The following is a 23,131-nucleotide window of genomic DNA, read 5'->3' as shown; positions in this document are numbered from 1 at the left end:
TTATTTAAAAAAATAGTTCTAAAATTGATTGGAAAAATCTTCCAAAGTAATTTCGCTTAATTGCATGTTGATTGTTTTATTGATATCACTATATAAGTTATCCAAATTTTTGTTTATTTGTTTGCCAACAGGACAGTTAGGGTTTGGATCGTTTTTTGAAAAGCCTAATGTTGCCGTTTCAAAAGTCATTTTGAATATGTCGTCCAGAGTGATTTTTGAAGATGATTTCAAAAGGCGGGTGCCTCCATTTTTCCCTTCTTTGCTTTCCACAATATGATTTTTTTTCAGGTTTGAAATTTCTTTTCTGACCAAAACAGGATGCACGTTCATACTACCAGCAATAAAATCGGATGACAGATATTCATCCGGAAATTTTGAAAGCAATGTTAGTATATGTATTGTGATGGCAAATTTACCCGAAATCATACTGTAATAAAATTTATTGCAAATATAAAATTTATCGTTGAATTGTATCATTTATTTGTGTTAAATAAAAATAAATTTCAAAGGCTTTAAATTACTTATCTGTTTTGCTTAGCGAATTTTTAGTGGTATTTTTGCACTCAATTTGGCGCTATGTATAACATTATTATAATTTTCGTTTGTTTATTGCTTGGACTCATTTTGCAAAAAGTGAAGCGGTTTCCAACCAATGCTTACAAACTGTTTAATCATATTGTTATTTATTATTGCCTTCCTTCGTTGGCCTTATTTTACATTCCGAAGATTAAGTTAGACACTCATTTATTGTATCCGATAGGTGTGACGTGGATCGGTTTTACAACCTCAATCTTAGTTTTTAGTCTTTTGGGAGCAAAATTAAAATGGTCTAGAAAACTGACAGGTTGCTTGATTATGACTGCTGGTTTTAGCAATACATCTTTTTTGGGTTTTCCCATTGTGCAAGCTTTGTACGGTGAAGAAGGGTTGAAAATGGCAATTTTAGTCGATCAACCTGGTACATTTGTAGTGCTTTCTACTTTAGGAGTTCTTGTTGCCACTGTTTATTCTACAGGTAGGCCGAATGGATTGGAGATTTTAAAGAAAATATTGTTTTTTCCACCGTTTATTGCTTTTCTGTTAGCCTGTTTTATGAATGTGTTTCATTATGATTTTTACCAATATATTCAGTTTGGTTTGCAAAAAGTGGGCAGTGTAATGACTCCATTAGCTATGCTTTCAGTAGGCTTGCAATTGCAATTCGATAAAAAAAGCAAGCATTTTAAATTCCTCAGACTTGGACTTTTTTACAAATTGATTTTTACGCCTGCCTTGATTTATTTGTTGTATGTTGTTATTTTGGGACAACAAGGAAAAATGATTCAGGTTTCGGTTATGGAAGCCGCTATGGCTCCAATGATTTCGTCCAGTATAATTGCTTCTTCTTATGGTTTAAAGCCAAGACTATGCAGTATGATGATTGGTTTTGGAATTCCAATTTCATTCATCACCTTGGTATTTTGGTGGTTTATTATGCGTTTTGTCTAAGGAATACTCTGTACTTCCAAACTTTAAACTTTGTATTCTATTTCTTAGTTGATTTTGTAACTAATTTAATTTTAGGTTCTTGTGTTTGAAAATGAAGTTTTTTATTTAATTTTATTAGGCTAAACTAAATATATAGAACTATGGGAACATTACGTTTGGGAGACACGGCTCCAGATTTTAAGGCAGAAACCTCAATGGGGACTATTCAATTTCATGAATGGCTAGGCGATTCATGGGGAGTGTTGTTTTCGCATCCAGCCGATTTTACGCCAGTTTGTACTACAGAGTTGGGCACTGTGGCAAATTATTATCCTGAATTTGCAAAAAGAAACGTAAAAGTAATTGCCTTAAGCGTTGATGGATTGGAATCGCATTTAGAATGGATAAAAGACATAAATGAAACTCAAAATACAACGGTTAATTTTCCTATTATAGCCGATGAAAACAGGGAGGTGGCGATGCTTTATGACATGATTCACCCAAATGCAAGCGAGAAATTTACGGTGCGTTCGGTATTTGTTATCGGGAGTGACAAGAAAATTAAATTGACGTTGACTTATCCCGCATCCACAGGAAGAAATTTTGAAGAATTGCTAAGAGTTATCGATAGTCTGCAATTAACGGCAAATTACAGTGTGGCAACACCTGCAAATTGGAAGCATGGCGAGGATGTTGTAATCGCTCCTGCTATTCCTGATAGTGAAATTCCAAGCAAATTCCCTAAAGGACATACGCCTATAAAACCGTATTTAAGAATGACTCCTCAACCGAATTTGTAGTTTTCGGATAGTTTTATAAGTTAGTCCTATACAGGTTTTTGAAAACTGTTAGGACTTTTTTATTAAACTAAATTATGGATTTTTGCATATTGCAGTAATATGATGGTTTTGGCATCGCGTATTTCTCCTGATGCAATCATGTCGTAAGCTTGGTCAAAAGGCATTTCGATTACCTCGATTTCTTCTTGTTCGTGCTCCAATCCGCCGCCTGAACCCACTTTCATGTTATCATCATATTCTCCTATGAAGTAATGCAGAATTTCGGTTACTGCTCCCGGAGACATATAGGCTTCAAAAACTTTCTTGACCGAATGAAGACGGTATCCTGTTTCTTCTTCGGACTCGCGGATAATGCAGGCTTCGGGATTGTCTTTGTCTAATAATCCAGCGCAAACTTCTATCAATAATCCACTTTCATTATCATTCAAATAACTTGGAAGTCTGAACTGTCGGGTTAGAATAACGGTTCCTTTGGTTTTGTTGTACAGCAAAATTGCGGCACCGTTACCTCGGTCATAGACTTCCCGAATTTGCGTGTCCCAAGAACCATCCCTTTTTTGATAGTCAACTGTAACTTTATTTAAAAGGTACCAGTTGTCGGACAGTAGTTCTGTTTTTTGAATTTTATATTTAGGATTCGACATAGTATTGGTGGATTTTTGTTAAAAAAAACGTCCCGATTTGCGGGACGTTTAATTGGATTATTTTGTTATAGTTTGTTTTCTGTCTGGTCCAACCGAAACAATTTTGATCGGAACTTCGACTTCTTTTTCTATAAATTCGATATATTCTTTCAATTCAACAGGCAATTGGTCATAAGTGCTCATTCCTGTTAAGTCTTGGTGCCATCCTTTGAATTCCTTGAAAACCGGAGTTACGTTTTCCGGCTCGATGTTGTATGGAAAGTGTGAAATGTTTTTTCCTTTGTAGTTGTACTCAGTACAAACTTTTAAAGTTTCAAAACCTGAAAGAACATCGCCTTTCATCATCATTAATTGCGTTACTCCGTTGATTTGAACAGCATATTTTAATGCCACTAAATCCAACCATCCACAACGTCTTTGTCTTCCTGTAACAGATCCAAATTCGTTTCCAACTCTTGCCATTGTAGCACCGTCTTCGTCAAAAAGTTCAGTTGGGAAAGGTCCGCTTCCTACTCGTGTAGTGTAAGCTTTGAAAATTCCGTAAACTTCTTTGATTTTGTTTGGTGCAATTCCTAAACCTGTACAAGCACCAGCAGCAGTAGTGTTTGATGAGGTTACAAATGGATAAGTTCCGAAATCAACATCAAGCAATGAGCCTTGAGCTCCTTCGCAAAGGATTGATTTTCCTGCTTTTTGAGCTTGCGCTAAATATTCTTCACTGTCAATAAAATCTAATGTTTTTAAAACTTCAATAGATTCGAAGAATTCTTTTTCCATTTCAGCCAAATTGTACTGAATGTTAACATCGTAGAATTTAATCATTTCCTCGTGTTTGTCAGCCAAAGCTCTGTAGCGCTCTTTGAAATCTTCCAATTCAGTATCTCCTACACGTAACCCGTTTCTTCCGGTTTTGTCCATGTAAGTTGGTCCAATTCCTTTAAGAGTAGAACCGATTTTTGCTTTCCCTTTTGATGCTTCAGAAGCGGCATCTAGTAAGCGGTGTGTAGGTAAAATTAAATGTGCTTTTCTTGAAATGATTAATTTGGATTTGATATCCATATTAAATTTAGCTAAACCTTCGATTTCTTTTTGAAAAACTACAGGGTCAATAACCACTCCGTTTCCGATAATGTTTACAGCTGTTTTGTGGAAAATTCCTGAAGGAATGGTTCTAAGAACGTGTTTTATTCCGTCAAACTCTAAAGTGTGTCCTGCGTTTGGACCTCCTTGAAAGCGAGCGATTATATCATAATTTGATGTAAGAACGTCAACAATTTTTCCTTTTCCTTCATCTCCCCATTGTAATCCTAATAATAAATCTACAGTCATTCTAAGTTTTTATTTGCAGTTAATTTTCTATTGTATTTTCTTCCTCTGTGTTTGTTTTTTTCTTGTTTCCGTACAAGTATAGGGAATGATTTGTGATTTCGATATCAAAAATTTCTTCGATTGTCTTTTTGATAGTCTGAATTCGTGGGTCACAAAATTCAATCACTTCTCCGGTATCAGTCATGATGATGTGATCATGTTGTTTGTCGAAATAGGACTTCTCATAATGAGCCTGATTTTGTCCAAACTGGTGTTTGCGAACCAAGGCGCAGTCCAATAATAATTCGATAGTATTGTAAAGGGTTGCTCTACTGACACGGTAGTTTTTGTTTTTCATTTTGAGATAGAGGTTCTCAATGTCAAAATGCTCTTCACTGTCGTATATTTCTTGGAGGATAGCATACCGTTCAGGAGTTTTTCGGTGCCCTTTGTTTTCAAGATACATTGTAAAAACATTTTTTACAATCTCTTGGTTTTTGTTGTTATCTGTTGAAATGAGTGTCATATTTTGCAAAGATAAATTTTTATTTTAAAAGTATAAAAAAATAGGGTTTTTAATTCTAAAATCAGCACTTCATTTTTTAGGTTAAATGATGGTTGGCAAATGTTCTTTTTTATTGGAAACTAGATTGTTTTGACACTGCGTGAGGGATAGGAATAGGCTACCAAAGTAGCATGGATAGCCCGACAGCATCCCGATAAAAGGGCGTATACCCGCAAAAGAGAATGGCCCTTTTTATCGGGATGGTGGCACGCCCAAATAAATTTTACAATTATTGTTTTTTGTCTTTTAGTTGTGATTATCACAATTTTGACTCTTAAAGTTTATTTTGTATATTTTAGTTTTTGTACACTCGTGTCACTTTGTCAATTCCGTCAATTTTTTTGATGTTGTCCATCAGTTTTTTCAAAATGGTGATGTTGGGCACAATCACGGATACTTGTCCTTTGAAAATACCTGCTTCACCGTTGAGCGAAATGCTTTGGATGTTTACGTTCATGTTGTTTGAAATGACTTTTGTCAATTCGTTTGTAAGTCCCAAAGAGTCCATTCCCATAATGTTGATTACGGCTTTGAAGTCTTGCTGGGTCGAGTCGATCCATTTGGCCTGAATGATGCGATAGGCATAATTGGATTGTAACGAAATGGCATTTGGACAGTCTTTTTTATGGATTTTGATTCCTTCATTTATGGTCACAAAACCGAAAACTTCGTCACCAGGAATCGGGTTACAGCAACTGGATAGTTTGTAATCGAGTTTGTCGTGTGTTTTTCCAAAAACGAGCATGTCGTAATTGCTGCTGATGACTTGTTTGTGAATGTCCTCGTCGGCAGTGTTGTGGGAACGCTTGATTTTGCTTTTGAAGAAATTGATCAGCGTATTGCTTTTTTGCGCTGCAAAATCTTTTAATTGTTGGTTGTCAATAGATCCAACGCCAACTCGGTAAAACAAATCCAAACTTGTTCTTAACCTGAAAAAGTTGACTAACTCGTTAGTTGTTTGCTCGTTTAAGGTAACTTTTAGATGTTTTAATTTACGGGTAAGTAATTCTTTTCCGTCTTCGGCAATTTTCTTGATGTCTTCGTTGAGGACATTTCGGATTTTATTTTTTGCTCTCGAAGTGGTTACATAATCCAACCAGTTGATTGTTGGTTTTTGGTGGGGAGAGGTAATGATTTCGACCTGATCCCCGCTTTTTAGTTCGTAATTTAAAGGGACTAATTTTCCGTTAACTCTGGTTCCTCTGGTTTTTATTCCTAATTCGGAGTGGATACTAAAGGCAAAGTCAAGTGACGTGGCGCCTTTGGGTAAACTTTTGATTTCCCCTTTTGGTGTAAATACATAAATCTCTTTGGAGTACAGGTTCATTTTGAAATCTTCCACAAAATCTACTGCACTTGTTTCGGAGTTTTCGAGGGCTTCTTTCAAAAGGTTCAGCCAAACATCGAGACCATTTTCTTCGGTAGCTCCATTTTTGTATTTGTAGTGGGCGGCATATCCTTTTTCGGCAATTTCGTCCATGCGTTCGCTTCGCACCTGCACTTCGACCCAACGGCCTTTTGGTCCCATAACGGTAATGTGCAAGGCTTCGTAACCAGTTGATTTTGGTGACGAAATCCAGTCGCGCAAGCGGCTTGGGCTGGGTCTGTAATGATCGGTTACAATGGAGTAGATTTTCCACGCCAGGAATTTTTCGTCGTGCGGATTGGATTTGTAAACAATACGCAAGGCAAATTTGTCGTAAACTTCGTCGAAGCTCACGTTTTGCGCCAACATTTTTCGGTTAATCGAATAAATGGATTTTGGTCGGCCTTTGATGATGTAATCGATATTTTCTTCATCTAGTGCTTTTTGGAGTACTTCGGAAATATCTTTGATGTATAAATCCTGTTCTTCTTTGGTTTCCCTTATTTTGCTGACAATGGAATTGTATCTTTCTGGTTCGGTGTATTTTAATCCTAAATCTTCAAGTTTGTTTTTGATTTTATAAAGTCCCAAACGATGCGCCAATGGTGCGTAGATGTACAAGGTTTCGGATGCCAGCTTGATCTGTTTATAATCTACCATGGAATCCATAGTGAGCATATTGTGCAATCGGTCGGCAATTTTTATGAGGATTACCCTAACGTCATCATTCAGGGTTAGTAGCATTTTGCGGAAATTCTCGGCTTGCATCGATACGTTTAAATCTTTTTGTACCAATGATATTTTGGTTAATCCTTCAACCAACTGGGCGATTTTAGGATTAAACATTTTTTCAATGTCTTTTACTGTGATTGGCGTATCTTCGACAACATCGTGCAATAAAGCGGCTGCGATGGACGTTGCTCCCAAACCAATATCGGAAGCGACAATTTTTGCCACAGCAATAGGATGGAAGATATATGCTTCTCCCGATTTGCGGCGTTGATCCTTGTGAGCATCTACAGCGACGTCAAAAGCCTTGCGAATCAGTTTTTTATCCTCTGTGGTTAAGGTTTGGTAACTGATACGAAGTAATTCTTTGTATTCTTGAGCAATTGCTTTGTTTTCTTTTTCTATATCGATTTCTATCATAACGGCATGGTTCAATTCCTAAAAATAAGAATTTTTAAGGAGATTTGCAAGGGAGAGGATTGCAGATTTAAGATTTTTGATTTTAGAATTATGATTTGATTTTCATCGCTCAAAATACTTTTCTAAAATCTAAATCTTGAAAATCGTAACTGAAGTCGGTTAACTCCGAAATAGGTTTCATTTTGATGCCAGAGGCTTTTCCGTTGCTGTCAAATTCAAAAAACAAATGAGCATCGGCCTCGAAATAAGGGTTGTTCCATTTTACAACCAAATTTTTGTCTTTGTAAAGAAATAATTCTCCCGATAGTCGCGGAGAACGTTTGGATGCAAAAAACAATTTTCCTTTATTTTCGCTGATTACAATTTCGCCAAACCAATTGTCTTTGTAGGTTCCAATGTAATTTTTGAAATCAATTTTGATATTGTCTTTTTTGTTTTTGGTTACCAAAGCCCAAACTTCCTCTGTTTTTTTATCTGACGATTCCTGAGTGGCTTTTGCTCTATTACTATAAGCGGCAACATAGTCTTCTGGTTTTATACCCAAATAACTGTCTTTTATAGTGTTGGTAATAGAATTAAATGCAGCTCCTGATTGCTGATTGGTCAAAACTATAATTCCTAAATTCAGTTCAGGCAATAAGGTTACTTGGGTCACTATTCCTTCCAAACCTCCGGTGTGAGTTGCCTGCTTGTATCCTTTGACATCACTCAAAAACCAACCCAATCCATACGAACTGAAATGGGTGTTGTAAGGAGGCCTTGTTGTGGCAGGGATTATAGTTTGAGGCGTCCACATTTCATTGTGTTCTTTCTCGGAGAATAACTGTTTGTTTTCGGGACCGTATTTTCCATTATTTAATTGCATAATTACCCATTTACTCATGTCGTTTACACTTGAGTAAATTCCGCCCGCAGCATCCAATATGTGATTTTTATATCTCGAAATTATTTTTAGTTTTCCGTTAAGCGGAACATGGGGTGCAATAACATTGCTGGTGTCTTTTAAACGAACAAACGAGGCGGCACTGTTATTCATTTCCAAAGGTTTCATGATTCGGCTTTCAACAAAATCGCACCAGCTCATTCCGCTTACTTTGTGAACCACTTCGCCGGCAACGATGTACAATAAATTGTCATAATCATATTTTGTTCTGAAAGCTGAAATAGGTTTTAAATACTGTAGATTTTGTATGATATCCTGTGCCGTAAAATTGCTTCCGTCAGGCCAAATCATCAAATCTCCTGCGCCAAGACCCAATCCGCTTCTGTGTGTCAACAAATCTCGAATTGTAAATTCATTGGTCACATAATCATTGTACATTTTGAAATTTGGGAGATAATTAATGACTTTGTCATCCCATTTTAACTTGCCTTCGTCTATCAAAATGGCTAAAGCAGCAGTCGTAAAAGCTTTGCTATTGGATGCAATCCCGAAAAGTGTATTGGCATCTACTTTTTCATTGGTCAGGATCGATTTTACGCCATAGCCTTTAGATAGCACTACTTTTCCGTCTTTAACTACCGCAACCGCAATTCCTGGGACATTAAAAGTTGTTAAAGCACGATTGACAACATTATCAACTTCCAGTTCTGTGATTTGGGCAAAAGAAAATTGAGTGAGTAATAAAAGAATCCCCACCCCAGCCCTCCCCAAAGGGAAGGGAGACGAGAACGTTGATAGTTTATTAATGAATGTTTTTATGTTTTTGATTTTCATCTTTTCTCTATTTTACCCCACCCCAACCCTCCCCAAAGGGGAGGGAGACTAGATGGATATACTTTGTGTCAAATTTTAACTTCTATTTTTTGCTTTCTGACTTCTGCTTTCTACTTTCTAACCTCTAAAATCCTCTCTGTCTTTTGGCCTCAAATATTAAAATCGCTGCGGCAACCGATACATTCATACTGTCAATTTCGCCTTGCATAGGGATAATAATGTTTTGTGTAGCTGCATCACGCCATTCTTGTGTGAGTCCGGTTGCTTCGGTTCCAACAACCAAAGCCGTAGGCGAAGTGTAGTCTTGGGTATGGTAGGAAGTCGAATTTTGCAGCGTAGCGCAATAAAAATTGATGTTCTTCTCTTTCAGAAAAGCAATAATTTCAGATGTTGTTCCTGTCGCAATTTGATTGGTGAATAAACAGCCAACGCTTGACCGAACCACATTCGGATTGTACAAATCACTTTTTGGATTGGCAATAATTACAGCGTCGAGATTTGCAGCATCAGCGGTGCGCAATAAAGCACCTATGTTTCCAGGTTTTTCGATCGCTTCGGCGATAAGGATCAATGGGTTTTCGGATAATTTTAGGTCGGATAATTGCATTGATTTGGCTTTGGCTACAGCCAAAATTCCTTCGGTGGTGTCACGATATGCCAGTTTTTGATAGACTTCTTTGTTGATTTCTATCAATTCGGCTTTGTTTGATAATTTACGGGTTTCGGTTTCGGAACAAACTTCGGGCAAAAATAAAATTGTTTCTATTTCATATCCTCCTTTTATTGCCAATGTAATTTCGCGTTTGCCTTCAATCAGGAAAGTTCCCGATTGTTTACGGGCTTTTGCTTTTTCCCCCAATAAGACTAAAGATTTTATAAAAGGGTTTTGGACAGAAGTGATTTGTTTCATTTTTTGAACAGAAAAGTTTGAGGAAACAAAGGTATCATCTTTTTTTTAAATCAAATCTGCGGTTATCTTTAAATCTAAAATCTAAACTCTGCAATCTAAATTCTAAAATCAAAGAATCCCTCTAGCTTTGATTTCCAAATATTTATTGATGGTGTCCAAAGTTAGGTTTTGGGGTTGGGTCAGGACAGAATAAATTCCATATTTCTTGAGTTCGTTGACGATTAATCTCTTCTCGAACGAAAATTTTTCAGCGATTACTTTGTCGTAAACTTCCTGAATATTATTAGCTTTTTTTGTAATGATTTCGTTGAGTTCCGTGTTTTGGAAGAATACCACAATTAGCAAATGGTTTTTGGCTATTCCTTTCAAATAGGGAAGTTGTCGATGCAAAGCATCCATTGTCTCAAAATTGGTGTACAAAACAATCAAACTTCTTTGGTTGATATTCTTTTTGATGTCGCTGTACAAAAAGCTAAAATCACTTTCAAAGAAATCCGTTTTGATGTTGTATAAAGTTTCCAAAATTTTATGCATTTGCGAAGCGCGTTTTTCGGCAAAAACACGGTTTTCCACTTTTTTCGAAAAGGTCAGCATTCCGGCTTTGTCTTGTTTTTTCAAGATGACATTCGATAAAACCAAGGTGGCGTTTATGGCATAATCGAGTAAACTCAGTCCGTTGAAAGGCATTTTCATTACACGGCCTTTGTCAATTATCATGTAAACTGATTGCGATTTTTCGTCCTGAAACTGATTGACCATCAGATTGTTTTTCTTGGCCGTTGCTTTCCAATTCAGTGTTCTGATATCGTCCCCCTGATTGTATTCCTTAATTTGTTCAAATTCCATCGTGTGGCCAATTCTGCGGATTTTTTTGATTCCGTATTGAAACAAATTGTTAGAAAAAGCCATTAAGCTATATTTTCGTAACTGAATGTAGGATGGATAAGTCGGTACCATTCTTCCATTGTCGAATTGAAAACGTCTCGAAATTAAAAACAGGGGGGAAGAAACATAGATATTCAAATTTCCAAAGGAATATTCGCCACGCTCTGTCGGACGCAGGCAATACTGAATTTCTTTTTGAAAACCGCCTTTTATTTTTTGTTTGATTTCAAAATTTCGAACTTGAAACTGAAAAGGAATTTCGTCAATTATTTTTACCGAAATCGGAAAAGTATAATAGTTCTTAATGCCGATTTTTATTTCGTTTTCATCTCCATTGGAAAGTTTTTCGGGCATGTTTCTAACGCCTTCAATGCCGTCTTTAGCATAAAACAGAATCAGTATATCTAAAACTAAAAAAGTCAATAAAATAAGCAAAACATACCAGGTAGCATTGTACAAGGCAGGAAAAATAAAGGCCAAAATAAACAATCCCATAACGCCCAAAAGCGCATAGAAAAAGAAATTGTTGATGTATAAACTTTTTAGTAGTTTCATAGGTTTAGTGTGTGGAAAACTTATTTTTTGAAATAGTGCTGTTAGTGTATGTTTTTTTAAATAGAAATATGATTAAAAACAGCATTTTGTCTGTAACACTTTATATTTAATTTTAATGGTTTATTATAAAATCCTTCCGTATTTATGATTTGATAAATTCTATAATTTTCTATATCGTAGAAAGAATTATAATCCGGACAGCATTTATATTTATACCAATCTTTCGATAATTCTTCGTAATTTCTTCTGAATCTTTTTCTTGTTTGGATATCAAATAGTTCATTATCCAAATTATAATTTTGATTTGAATATCCAGTAAATATTTCAAGACTGTCTTTTTCTGTTATTCTTTTGCAATTTAATAATGAGAAGATCATTTCTGTGATTACTCTATTACCTGTTCCTAATGTATCATTTAATTTTAATGAGTTCAAAGCAGAAATAAATTCATTATTGAAGTTGGTTTTTGTCTTTTTTACATTCGGTATTGCTTTTTCGTGTTTAAAACCCCAATAATCTCTGTAAGTATTTGAAAAAAATGGAATTGCATAGCATTCATTTTTCGAATTGATTAAGACCAAAATTTTTTGAGGATCATTTATACTATCAGGTTCAGAACGAAGTTGAAGTTTAAATTTATTTTCTCCGTAAATAATACTTCTTTCGAGTCTGTAATATTCGGTTTGTTTTGATTTACCTTTTCTGAATTGGGGAAAATTATTCGTTAAATCAGAAATTGCTTTTTCAACATCCGGTTCATTATTTATTTGTTTGCAACTTATTAAAAGTGCAAAAGCAAGAACCGAAACCAAAACCTTTTTTAATGCTTTTTTTTTCATGTCAATTTTTTCGGTCATTTTTTAGCAATATCCAACTAACTTGAAGTTTGAACTGATGTTATAATGTTTGTATAGATTTTTTCGAATCAAATTTTTATATATAAATCAGTGTAAATCTGTTCAATCCGTGTGCCATTTTCTATCTAGGAATCTCCACACTTTCCAAAATTTGTTTAATAATTTCGATACTTGTAATGCCTTCCATTTCACGCTCCGGAGTTACGATAACACGATGTTGCAAAACAGGAATCGCAGCTTCTTTGATATCTTCGGGAGTTACGAAATCACGTCCCCGAATGGCGGCAAATCCTTTGGCGGCATTTAAAATAGCGATGGAAGCACGAGGCGAAGCACCAAGGTACAAAAATGCATTTTCACGGGTGTTTATAACAATTTTGGCAATGTATTCCAACAGGTTTTGCTCTACAATTATTTGTTTGACCAATGTTTGGTAGTGCTTGATTTCTTCTGATGAAAGCAAGGTTTTGATGTTGTCGAGTTTGCCATGATTTTGAAGAGAATGCTCCCTTTGAATAATCATAATTTCCTCTTCAATTTTTGGGTATTCGATAGAAATTTTGAACAAAAAACGGTCTAATTGCGCTTCCGGCAAGCGATAGGTTCCTTCTTGTTCGATTGGGTTTTGGGTAGCAATAACCAAGAAAGGGGCGTCCAAAACATAGGTTACGCCATCAATGGTTATTTGGCGTTCTTCCATAACTTCAAAAAGGGCGGCTTGCGTTTTTGCAGGGGCACGATTGATTTCGTCAATCAATATCAAGTTGGAGAAAATTGGTCCTTTTTTGAATTCGAATTCTGATTTTTTCAGGTCAAAAACGGATGTTCCTAATATATCTGAAGGCATTAAATCAGGAGTAAATTGAATTCGGCTGAAGCCAATGTTTAAAGTTTTGGACAAAAGTTTTGCCGTAATCGTTTTGGCAACACCAGGAACACCTTCAAGCAAAACATGTCCGTTGGACAAAATGGCAACCAGCAATTGGTCAATCATTTTATTTTGGCCCACGATAACGGTTTCCAATTCTTGTTTGATGTTATTGATGCTTTCCAAAAGCGGTTCTAGGTTGATTCTAGATTGAAAATTTACGCTTTCGGTAGTGTTTTCGGTTGTGGCGGTGATATCTTCCATAATTTATTTGTTTTTAGGCACGAATTGGTGAAATTGGTGTCTTGTTTTTTATTTTTTTAGCTTCTTTGTTTTTTTGTTCATTTAATTCAAAACTTCCTCTATTGCGGCATTAATTTGGACTAAATCGGCTTCAACACTCAGGTAATGGCTTTTTCGATACATATTAATCAAATAGACCACGTTTTGGATAATGACTAAATCTTTTCCGGATTTAAGGTGTAGTTTTTTGATAAAATCATCATCAAGTTTATGGGTGTCAATCAAGTATTCGTTTCTGATTTTTTCAAGGAAATAGATGATTTTTTTCTCAATAATATTGTTGTGGTCTCCTTCCTGATAATACAAATTCCCAATGGTTTTCGTAAAATCAACAGTTGTATTAGCCAACGGTTTGATAATAGGAACGATTCTTTGTTTTCGTTTGGCGTTGAAAAATATGAAAACAAGCATACCAATCAGGAAAATATACCAAGCCCATTTGAGTGCGGGTTGACTCAGGATATAGCGCATCGGTGAGTTTGAAATTACTTCTCCGGTTTGATCTTTGATACTCCAAAAGACGTTTCCTTTTGGTATATATGACAAGACTTTTTCGGCATATTTGTGATGATTTCCTTTTAATAAATGAAAATTTGTAAAAGCCACAGGTTGAGTGTGCAAATAAAAAGCCCCGTTTTTATAGTTTACTTTTATAAAATTAACCCTCGTGCTATCGCCATTTTGATAGCCCAAAACAGTGGTGTTCAACGTGTCGACTTTGGAGAAATAATTGTTGTTTACGCCTTCGATAATTTTATATTTTTGGGTTCCCAATTTTTTGTTGGCGACCCAATTGTAAATGCTGTCAGAGAATTTATATTCGCTGTCCATTTTTAGATTCAAACTGTCCAACAGCTGATTGGGAATCATTTCGGAACTAATAAAGGCGTTATTTCCATGGCTCACAAAATAACAAATCTCAGTAATTGATTGCTTGTCTAAATTTGAAATTTTGGAGATATTGAGAAAAGTTCCTTTTATTTTATAATTATTTACGAGTGTGTCGTAGTCGTATTTTTTTTCAAGATATTCATAAGGAGTTTGGTTGAACTTTTCAATCTTTTGGTTTTTCAGAAGTGAGCCAATTTCATGGTCTAAAACATACATTCCATAAGGGATTTTATCGTTTACACCATAGGTCGGCCTCCAATCGATGGGTTTGGGGCTATTACTGTCTATCACAACAATAGTGATTAAAAGTAATATCAAAAAAGCGATGTATATTTTTAATGTTCTACCCATTGGTTACTTTTTTTATGGATTTCTCGAAAGCACTTCGGGTTTTTGCAAAAGTGTGGTCGTCCAATTCGAATTCGCCGTACCAAATATTGTTGTACAAATAGGACAAATAGGCAAAATCCTCTTTTTGGCTCTGATCTTTTATTTCATAGAGATAATCGGAGTTGGTTTTTTCAACATCCCATTCAATGATTTGTTTCTCGGACATTTTTTTGAGTAGCCAAAGATAATAATACCTTGTGGTTAGTCTTTTTTCGCCGGATTCTAAGCTGTTTTGAATCAATTTTTGGAAATCAACCAAATGCAGATTTTTTTCGATTTCGTCATAATTGATGATTTTTTTATCTGAATTTTTGCCAAAAACCCACTGACCTTCATTATTCATTATAGCTTTTACAATCATGTAGATCACGACAATGACGATAAGGATTGCAAGAGATCTTACCAAAATATCTACAAAATTCTCGGCAGTTTTGTTGTTGCTAAAGTTGAATAAATTTTTGAACAAATTGGCCAGCCATTCCTTGAAACGATCCCAGGCATTTTTTTCCGGAGTTTTGAATTCATAGACAAATTCAGGAGCATCGTATTTTTTCTTGAAATTTGGGGCAAAAGATTTTAATTCAGTAGCTGCCGAATCGACAATAACATCTTTTTCTGTAAAAATGATTTTTTCTTTTTTAGGTTTGGCTATAGCCAAAGAATCCTGAGCTCCAATATTGGAACAAAAGAAAAAAAGTAGTAGTACGGTTACTATTTTATTCAATGTCGGTGCCTATTAAATCGATTTGACTTTTGGTGGAACTATTTTCGTTTTCTTCTTTCAAACCATAATAAATAAGTCCTTGATTGATGATAATGAAATTGTTAAAAACATAACTTAATAAAACTGAAAATATCATTACAACAGCCATAAGTATGCCTACTGTAGAAAAATACCCGGAATTTCCAGGCTCTAGGTTTTGCGTAGAACTAAACAACCAAATCATAGCTATTACATACGGTATTAGGGTGATAAGTACCTGTATTATTTGGGCAAGTAGCAATATAAGGAAGGTAGTTCCCACGATGTTCCAAAACTGTTGTTTTACCATTGTATATCCGTTAGATAAGGCTGTGAAAAAACCGGTATTATTCAGGATATAATCATAATAGGATAACGTGATCCATGAAAAAAAAGCGCAACCAACTATGATTAAGAGTGGAATTCCGATGAGTATGAAGCATAACAAGAAGAGCAAACCCAAAACGATGAAACTCAGAGGTATAATTACTAATACGCTTCCGATTAAAAAAACAATCATTTTTCCGACGATTTGTTTCAAGTCTTTAATGATATCTTGGGTAGAAAAATCAGTACTGTTTGTTTTTTCGAATAGTTTCAGATAAATTACCGGATAACTGATGTTGAGCATTGACAAAATAACAACGAGTAAAAAAACGGCAATAAAGCTTCCAATGACTAGAGAGATGTTGTTGTCGAAATAACTTATCAGATAGTTTGAGGTATTATTCGGATTTCCTACATTGGAGAAAAGAACTTCCGCGTAGATTTTGGAAATGAAATAAATCAAAACAATCAATATCATCAGGAAAATACCATTGATAATGAAAAAGTTTTTAAAAAAGTGTTTTCCAAAAGATTTGAAAAAAGTTATAGTGTCTGAGAAATTGCCGCTTAAATCACGCTTTTTGTAGAGTTCAAACATTTGATATTTTTTTTTTATGGACAATGAATGGATAAGCAAGATAATAAAATGAAATTATCGACAGGGTAAATAAAATTATAAAACTGCTCAACCAATTAGGCATATCAATGGAATAACGAGTTATAAAACCTTCAAGTAAACCAGCCGCAATGGTAAAAGGAACGGTGCTCAGCAATATCTTGAAACTATTTTTGAATCCTATTTTGAAGGAATTCATTCTCGAATAAGTTTTGGGAAATAGGATGGATGCTCCAAGAATATATCCGGCGGCAGTTTCTATCACAATTCCGAAAATTTCCATTGAACCATGAATCCAGATACCGCGGACGCTTTTCCAAAAAACACCCTGTTGGAAGAAGAAATATTGAAAAGACCCTAGCATGATTGCGTTTTGCAATGAAAAATAAAAAGTACCGATACCACCAAAAATACCGAAAATATAACACATCATTCCCACATACAAATTATTGACAGTTATACCTATAAAACTTCCCCAGTTACTTCCAGATTTATAAATGGCTACAGGATTCCCGGCCTTGATGTTTTCTAAAGTTTCATTGACATAACCATCGCCGAGGATTAATCGGACAAAATTAGCATCGTACTTTGCCGAAACTGCTCCAATAAGAACAGTGACAAAAAATAATGAAAAAGCATAAACAAGATACCTACGGTATTCATAAACGATCAAGGGGACTTCGGTTTTGAAGAAATAGACCAAACGATTGCTTTCGCTACGTTTGGTTTTATATATTTTTTGATAGATGCTTGAAGCCAAATAATTTAGGTAAACAACAGTTTTGCTTTTGCTGTAATAAGTTTGGGCGTACGACAAATCATTCATTAATTGAATGTATAAATTTGCCATTTCATCAGGATTTTTTTTAGCTTTACCAAAAATAGCTTGTTCAAATTCAAGCCATTTGTCTTTGTTCGCTTTTATAAATGCAATTTCTCTCATCGCTTGCTAAAATAAGAATTATGTCAGAATTATCTATAAGCACAACACAAAATGTTACGATAAATTTTAAAGCCGCATCTGTTGGGGAGAGAATGCTTGCCAGCCTCTTAGATTTGCTTGTTAAGGGCGCTTATATTATTGTTTTCTCTTATCTTTTTTTTTATTTATTGGAATTAGACAGACTTTTAAACGGCATCGATATGTGGTCCAGGATTGCCATAATGATTATCTTTTTTTCTCCGGTTTTGATTTATTCAGTGACTTTAGAAAGCATTTTTGAGGGGCAAACAATAGGGAAGAAGCTTATAAAAATCAAAGTCGTAAAAATCGACGGTTATCAAGCTGGTTTTGGCGATTATCTAACTCGTTGGTTGTTTAGAATTATTGAAAACAACATGCTTGGGGGATTGATAGGATTAATAGCCATGTCGGTTAGTAGCAAAACGCAACGTATGGGGGATATGGCTGCGGGAACGGCTATTATCACACTTAAAAACAATGTTACGATAAACAGTACTATTCTTGAAGAAATAGGCGAAACTTATTCGCCGGTTTATCCATTAGTTATTAAACTGTCCGATAATGACATGCGGATTATCAAGGAGACTTTTCAGATTGCCCAGAAAAATGGCGATGTAGAAACAATTCAGAAATTAACAGCAAAAATTCTGGCAGTGACAGGCATTAAAATGCAGAACCCTAATCAAATTGAATTTATAAAAACCATTTTAAAAGACTATAATTTTTATACACAAAACATGTAGCAATCTTCAAAATTGATGTTTTGCGATACATGAAATTTTAAAATACAACTTCAAATATGTTTCATCTACTCGACATCATCGGAACCATGGCATTTGCCATGTCGGGAGCGTTAACGGCGATGAGCAAAAAGCTGGACCCGTTTGGCGTTTTTATTATTGCATTTGTGACTGCCGTTGGTGGCGGAACTCTGAGGGATGTTATGATAGGACGTATGCCGGTGGGCTGGATGCAGGATGTGACGTATGTTTACATGATTGTTTTGGGATTCATTTTGACGATAGTGTTTAGAAAAAGATTGGACAAACTTCGAATTTCACTAGCTTTATTCGATACTATAGGATTAGGCGTTTTTGCTTTAATTGGAATTCAAAAAGGGATAGATTACGAGCTTCATCCCATTATTTGTGTCGCTTTGGGAACTATGACAGCCTGTTTTGGAGGGGTTATTCGTGATATTTTATGCAACGAAATTCCGGTGATTTTTCGTGAAGAAGTTTACGCGACTATCTGTATTTTGGGAGGAATCATATTTTTTATCCTCCGAAAAATGAATTTAGAGGATGATATTTTGTATCTAATAACCTCGTTGGTTATTATCGCTGTTCGCTTAATGGCTGTAAAATATAAGTGGCACCTTTCTCCCATAGAGCATAAAAAATAAGAGTAATTAAATTTCATCATTCCTGTTTTAGAATATTCCCGTAATTGTGTACTTTTCCAGTTCTTAATAACTAAATGTGAAAAAATACACCGTAAAACGATTCACCGAAAAAGATTATGCTAATTGGAATGCTTTTATCAGCAAGGCCAAAAATGCGACTTTCCTATTTCACCGTGATTTTATGGACTATCACAAAGACCGATTTGAGGATTATTCTTTGATGATTTATAAAAATGAAAAGTTAGTAGCAATTTTGCCTGCGAATAAAGAAGGTGAGTGTGTTTATTCGCATCAAGGGTTGACTTATGGTGGTTTGGTGTATGGTGAAAAATTGAAATTGGCTTCTGTGATTTTAGTTTTTAAAGCTATTTTGATTTATTTGAAAGAGAATGGAATTTCTAAGATTCAACTCAAGTTACTACCGTCAATTTATCACAACAAACCCGCAGAAGAACTGAATTATGCATTGTTTTTGGCGGAAGCCCAATTATTTAGAAGGCAAACACTTTCAGTGATAGATTTATCAAAACCAGTTTTAATTTCAAAAGGCAGACAAGAAGGGATAAAAAAGGGAATCCTAAAAAGGCTTGAGATCAAAGAAACAAATGATTTTGAGGAATTTTGGAACAAATTATTAATTCCGAATTTGGAAAAAAAATATCAGTCGAAACCCGTTCATAATTTGGAGGAGATAACAAATTTAAAAAAGAGCTTCCCTAAAAATATTCGTCAGTTTAATGTTTATGACGAAGATGTGATTGTAGCGGGTGCGACTTTGTTTGAAAGTGAAAATGTGATTCATTCCCAATATATTTCAGCTGGTAAAAACAAGAATGAAACAGGAAGTTTGGATTTTTTATATTACCACTTAATAATGGGAATTTTTAAAGATAAAAAGTTTTTTGATTTTGGAACTTCCAATGAAAGTCAAGGTAAGATTTTGAATAAAGGATTGTCTTTTTGGAAAGAAAGTTTTGGGGCTAGTACTGTTGTTCAGGATTTTTATGAAGTGGAAACTGCTAATTTTTTTAAATTGGAAAATGTATTAAGATGATAAACTTCCTGGACTTAAAAAAAATAAACGAACCCTATGAAACCGCTTTTCAGGAGAAACTGAAATCAGTTTTAGCTGGTGGTTGGTATATTTTGGGTAAGGAAGTCGAAGAGTTTGAAACCAATTTTGCTCGTTATTGCGGAGCCGGTTATTGCCTCGGAGTGGGAAATGGTTTGGACGCGCTGACCTTGATTTTTAAAGGCTATATGGAGTTGGGTAAATTGCAAAAAGGTGATGAGGTTATTGTTCCGGCCAATACCTATATCGCAAGTATTCTTTCGATAATTCAAGCGGGTTTAATGCCTGTTTTGGTAGAACCGAAGTTGGAAACTTACAACATAAATCCAGATTTAATTTCAGAAAAAATTACTCCAAAAACCAAAGCGATTCTAGCTGTGCATCTGTATGGTCAATTGGCCGAAATGGATGCCATATTTGAAATCGCTAAACAAAATAATTTAATTGTTGTAGAAGATGCGGCCCAGTCAACTGGGGCAATCAGCAATCAAAAATCAGCAATCAAAAATCTAAAATCGAGCATAGCGTACAGTTTTTATCCAACAAAAAATCTCGGTGCACTTGGTGATGGAGGAGCAGTTTTGACTAGCGATTCGGAGCTTGCCAAAGTTATTCGGGCGCTTCGGAATTATGGTTCGGAAACGAAATATAAGAATGATTTTGTGGGTGTAAATTCCAGATTGGACGAATTGCAGGCTGCTTTTTTGAACCTGAAATTACCTAATTTAGATGCCGATAATGAAAAACGAAGAACAATTGCCAAACGTTATTTGTCCGAAATAAAAAACAATAAAATTTTACTGCCTTTTTGGGATTTAACTAATAATCATGTTTTTCATCTTTTTGTCATTCGAACTCAAAGCAGAGATGATTTGCAGAATTATTTATTGATAAACGGAATTCAATCAGTTATTCATTATCCTATTCCGCCACACAAGCAAAAAGCGTTGAAAGCTTGGAATAATTTGTCTTTTCCGATAACCGAAAAAATTCACAATGAAGTATTGAGTTTGCCGATGAGTCCGGTAATGACAGAAGATGAGGTGGCTTATGTGATTTCAATTTTAAATAAATATTGAAATAGTGTCCGAAAGTAAATCGTCATACTTGCAGATTCTAAAAGCGACATCTATTTTTGGAGGGATGCAGTTTTTGAATATTCTTATTTCAATTATCAGGACAAAACTGATTGCGATTTTTATTGGACCTGCAGGAATGGGAATTATTGGGTTACTGAATTCGGCCCTGAATACTGTCGGGGGAATTACCGGTTTGGGAATCGAAACCAGTGCTGTAAAACACATTTCGGAGCAAAATGAGGAAGCCGATTTAAGCTCGGTTTCTAGAATTATTGCTATTGTTAAAAGATTAACTTTTTGGGTTGGGATTTTTGGAACTTTGGTTGTTGCCCTTTTTTCAAAAGTGTTGAGTGAACTTACTTTCGGGAATTCCAGTTATACCTATCTGTTCGTTTATTTGTCAATAACACTGCTTTTTAAACAATTGTCTATTGGGCAAATGGTAGTTTTTCAGGGATTGCGAAAGCTGAGAATATTAGCGAAAGCAAACTTTTATGGGAATTTAATTGGATTGTTATTCTCTATTCCGTTGTATTATTTTTATCGAATTGATGCCATTGCGCCTACGATTCTAGTAACTTCAGTGACTTCTTTATTGGTTTCTTTTTATTATTCGAAGAAAATTAAAATTGAGAAAATTGATGTGCCAAATTCTCAAATAATTGTTGAAGGAAAAAGTATAATCAAACTTGGATTAATGCTTTCGCTAAGCGGATTATTGACTTTGTTGGCATCGTATATTATTCAAATTTACATTGGAAAAAATGGTGGATTAACTGAGGTTGGTTTTTACAACGCAGGTTTTACTTTGCTGAATTCTTATGTCGGAATTGTTTTTACGGTTATGAGCACCGACTATTTTCCAAAGTTATCATCCATTTGCAATGACAATGATAAAGTAAGAATTAGTGTGATGGAGCAATCATATATGTCGGTTTTTATAATGACTCCAATCGTAATTTTGTTTTTGACGTTTGTTCCATTGATTGTAAAAATTTTATTTACGCCAAAATTCGTTTCTATTATCCCGATGGTTTGTTTTGGAATTTTGGCAATGTTGTTTCGTGCTGTTTCATGGTCGATGGGTTTTATTTTAATTGCCAAAGGAGATTCGGATATGTTTATTAAAACGGCTTTTGGTTTTAATTCTTTGTCGGTGATTTTAAATATTTTGGGCTATTATTTATATGGTTTGGAAGGGCTTGGTTTTAGTTTTTTGATATACTATTTGGTACATTTAACCGCTTTAAAAATAATTACAAAAAAGCGATATGATTTTTATTTTGATGCCGAATTTTACAGAACTTATATTATTTGCATAATTATGTGTATTGCCACATTTTTTATTCGATATGTTCCAAATCCAATTTTGAAATACACTTTGATGGCATTAATGGTAATCTTGTCTTTGGGGTTTGTTTTGTATCATTTGAATCAAAAAATTGGTTTAAAATTTTTGTTTAATTCGATTAGTAAAAAGAAAAATGATTAAAGAGATGGTGAAGAAAATGTATCGTAAATTACGATCTGTATATCATAAATTGAAGTTTTACTATTCGGTAAATTGGACAAAAACGCTCTATTTTAATTTTAAAAAATTTCCGTTTCAAACAGCCAAAAAACTTCCTGTGTTTTTTTATGGGAAAGTGCATTTTCAAAGCATTCAAGGAGAAATCATAATAAACGGACCAATAAAAACAGCAATGATTGGCTTTGGACAACAATTTGAAATAGAAGTTAAGTCTAAAGGAATTGCGCAACTTTCACTTTATGGAAAGCTGATATTTAACGGATATACCCAATTAGGGAAAGATGTTATTTTGTATGTTGGTGAAAATGCAGAGTGTGAGTTTGGGTATATGTCATGTTTGGGATCTAGTGTGAAAGTTTTTTGTACTCATAAAGTTTTTATTGGCGATTGGTCTAGATTAGGGCATGAATCACAATTGATGGACACGAATTTTCATCCCATGAAAAACACTTTGAATGGCGAACATTATCCGCTTCAAGGTCCAATTTATATTGGTCACTATAATGCATTTTCCAATAGGACTTCGATAATGCCAAATACCAGAACACCGGATTATTGTGTTGTTGCTTCAAATTCTTTGTGCAATAAAGATTATACGAGTTTGGGAAGCAATATTCTATTAGGAGGAATTCCGGCGAAACTTTTGAAAAATAATTATAGCCGTGATTGGGAAAGTGAAAAAGAGCCTTTAGTGAAATATTTGATTGTTCAGATTTAGAA

22 protein-coding genes are annotated in these 23,131 nt (G+C 34.9%); 8 read left to right on the top strand and 14 right to left on the bottom strand.

Annotated features, from left to right (window positions below):
• Positions 1 to 18 precede the first annotated feature (18 nt).
• Positions 19 to 477: an RrF2 family transcriptional regulator gene (locus OZP12_RS17975; RefSeq protein ID WP_281226466.1), complete on the bottom strand. Its 459-nt coding sequence runs from the start codon at positions 475 to 477 to the stop codon at positions 19 to 21.
• A gap of 99 nt (positions 478 to 576) precedes the next feature.
• Between OZP12_RS17975 and OZP12_RS17970 the strand changes: the two genes are divergently transcribed.
• Together OZP12_RS17970 and OZP12_RS17965 are read left to right on the top strand one after the other, a co-directional pair.
• Positions 577 to 1,488, top strand: coding sequence for an AEC family transporter (locus OZP12_RS17970; RefSeq protein WP_281226465.1), 912 nt, complete (start codon positions 577 to 579; stop codon positions 1,486 to 1,488).
• A 140-nt stretch (positions 1,489 to 1,628) separates the two neighbouring features.
• Positions 1,629 to 2,267 (top strand): peroxiredoxin, encoded by a 639-nt coding sequence (locus OZP12_RS17965; RefSeq protein WP_281226464.1) that lies wholly within the window; start codon positions 1,629 to 1,631, stop codon positions 2,265 to 2,267.
• Between the two features lie 62 nt (positions 2,268 to 2,329).
• Here the strand turns inward: OZP12_RS17965 and nudK are convergent, their stop codons facing one another.
• The 13 genes from nudK to OZP12_RS17900 all read right to left on the bottom strand — a co-directional run bounded on the left by nudK (position 2,330) and on the right by OZP12_RS17900 (position 17,303).
• Positions 2,330 to 2,911 (bottom strand): GDP-mannose pyrophosphatase NudK, encoded by a 582-nt coding sequence (nudK, locus tag OZP12_RS17960; protein ID WP_281226463.1) that lies wholly within the window; start codon positions 2,909 to 2,911, stop codon positions 2,330 to 2,332.
• 57 nt (positions 2,912 to 2,968) lie between these two features.
• Positions 2,969 to 4,240: an adenylosuccinate synthase gene (locus tag OZP12_RS17955; protein ID WP_281226462.1), complete on the bottom strand. Its 1,272-nt coding sequence runs from the start codon at positions 4,238 to 4,240 to the stop codon at positions 2,969 to 2,971.
• Between the two features lie 19 nt (positions 4,241 to 4,259).
• Complete coding sequence (locus OZP12_RS17950) at positions 4,260 to 4,745, bottom strand: Fur family transcriptional regulator (RefSeq protein ID WP_281226461.1); 486 nt, start codon at positions 4,743 to 4,745, stop codon at positions 4,260 to 4,262.
• 334 nt (positions 4,746 to 5,079) lie between these two features.
• Complete coding sequence (locus OZP12_RS17945; protein ID WP_281226460.1) at positions 5,080 to 7,299, bottom strand: RelA/SpoT family protein; 2,220 nt, start codon at positions 7,297 to 7,299, stop codon at positions 5,080 to 5,082.
• A 109-nt stretch (positions 7,300 to 7,408) separates the two neighbouring features.
• The gene (locus tag OZP12_RS17940; protein WP_281226459.1) at positions 7,409 to 9,016 is read right to left on the bottom strand and encodes a serine hydrolase; all 1,608 of its coding nucleotides are present in this window, start codon (positions 9,014 to 9,016) and stop codon (positions 7,409 to 7,411) included.
• A 124-nt stretch (positions 9,017 to 9,140) separates the two neighbouring features.
• Positions 9,141 to 9,926, bottom strand: a complete 786-nt coding sequence (locus OZP12_RS17935; protein ID WP_281226458.1) for a TrmH family RNA methyltransferase — start codon at positions 9,924 to 9,926, stop codon at positions 9,141 to 9,143.
• 108 nt (positions 9,927 to 10,034) lie between these two features.
• Positions 10,035 to 11,366, bottom strand: a complete 1,332-nt coding sequence (locus OZP12_RS17930) for a DUF58 domain-containing protein (protein ID WP_281226457.1) — start codon at positions 11,364 to 11,366, stop codon at positions 10,035 to 10,037.
• A gap of 56 nt (positions 11,367 to 11,422) precedes the next feature.
• Entirely contained in the window at positions 11,423 to 12,223 is an 801-nt protein-coding gene (locus OZP12_RS17925) for a hypothetical protein (RefSeq protein ID WP_281226456.1), read from the bottom strand.
• Positions 12,224 to 12,344: 121 nt separating this feature from the next.
• Complete coding sequence (locus OZP12_RS17920) at positions 12,345 to 13,355, bottom strand: AAA family ATPase (RefSeq protein ID WP_281226455.1); 1,011 nt, start codon at positions 13,353 to 13,355, stop codon at positions 12,345 to 12,347.
• An 81-nt stretch (positions 13,356 to 13,436) separates the two neighbouring features.
• Entirely contained in the window at positions 13,437 to 14,636 is a 1,200-nt protein-coding gene (locus tag OZP12_RS17915) for a DUF4350 family protein (RefSeq protein ID WP_281226454.1), read from the bottom strand.
• Complete coding sequence (locus OZP12_RS17910; protein WP_281226453.1) at positions 14,629 to 15,399, bottom strand: DUF4129 domain-containing protein; 771 nt, start codon at positions 15,397 to 15,399, stop codon at positions 14,629 to 14,631. The genes OZP12_RS17915 and OZP12_RS17910 overlap by 8 nt, the downstream gene beginning before the upstream one ends.
• Entirely contained in the window at positions 15,392 to 16,342 is a 951-nt protein-coding gene (locus tag OZP12_RS17905) for a hypothetical protein (protein ID WP_281226452.1), read from the bottom strand. The genes OZP12_RS17910 and OZP12_RS17905 overlap by 8 nt, the downstream gene beginning before the upstream one ends.
• A complete protein-coding gene (locus OZP12_RS17900) occupies positions 16,335 to 17,303 on the bottom strand; it encodes a stage II sporulation protein M (protein ID WP_281226451.1) in 969 nt (322 codons plus the stop codon). The genes OZP12_RS17905 and OZP12_RS17900 overlap by 8 nt, the downstream gene beginning before the upstream one ends.
• Positions 17,304 to 17,323: 20 nt before the next feature.
• On the opposite strand from OZP12_RS17900, the gene OZP12_RS17895 reads away from it, so the two are divergent.
• The 6 genes from OZP12_RS17895 to OZP12_RS17870 all read left to right on the top strand — a co-directional run bounded on the left by OZP12_RS17895 (position 17,324) and on the right by OZP12_RS17870 (position 23,129).
• Positions 17,324 to 18,067 carry an RDD family protein gene (locus OZP12_RS17895; RefSeq protein WP_281226450.1) on the top strand — a complete coding sequence of 248 codons (744 nt, stop codon included), beginning with the start codon at positions 17,324 to 17,326 and terminating at the stop codon, positions 18,065 to 18,067.
• Between the two features lie 56 nt (positions 18,068 to 18,123).
• The gene (locus tag OZP12_RS17890; protein WP_281226449.1) at positions 18,124 to 18,729 is read left to right on the top strand and encodes a trimeric intracellular cation channel family protein; all 606 of its coding nucleotides are present in this window, start codon (positions 18,124 to 18,126) and stop codon (positions 18,727 to 18,729) included.
• A gap of 76 nt (positions 18,730 to 18,805) precedes the next feature.
• Positions 18,806 to 19,783, top strand: coding sequence for a GNAT family N-acetyltransferase (locus tag OZP12_RS17885; RefSeq protein ID WP_281226448.1), 978 nt, complete (start codon positions 18,806 to 18,808; stop codon positions 19,781 to 19,783).
• Positions 19,780 to 20,880 (top strand): DegT/DnrJ/EryC1/StrS family aminotransferase, encoded by a 1,101-nt coding sequence (locus tag OZP12_RS17880; protein ID WP_281226447.1) that lies wholly within the window; start codon positions 19,780 to 19,782, stop codon positions 20,878 to 20,880. The genes OZP12_RS17885 and OZP12_RS17880 overlap by 4 nt, the downstream gene beginning before the upstream one ends.
• Before the next feature lie 4 nt (positions 20,881 to 20,884).
• Positions 20,885 to 22,372 (top strand): oligosaccharide flippase family protein, encoded by a 1,488-nt coding sequence (locus tag OZP12_RS17875; RefSeq protein ID WP_281226446.1) that lies wholly within the window; start codon positions 20,885 to 20,887, stop codon positions 22,370 to 22,372.
• Complete coding sequence (locus tag OZP12_RS17870; RefSeq protein WP_281226445.1) at positions 22,365 to 23,129, top strand: acyltransferase; 765 nt, start codon at positions 22,365 to 22,367, stop codon at positions 23,127 to 23,129. The genes OZP12_RS17875 and OZP12_RS17870 overlap by 8 nt, the downstream gene beginning before the upstream one ends.
• Positions 23,130 to 23,131: the final 2 nt, after the last annotated feature.

Source organism: Flavobacterium aquiphilum, from assembly GCF_027111335.1.
Taxonomy (GTDB): Bacteria; Bacteroidota; Bacteroidia; order Flavobacteriales; family Flavobacteriaceae; genus Flavobacterium; species Flavobacterium aquiphilum.
This window is presented reverse-complemented; position numbering and strand designations above follow the sequence as displayed.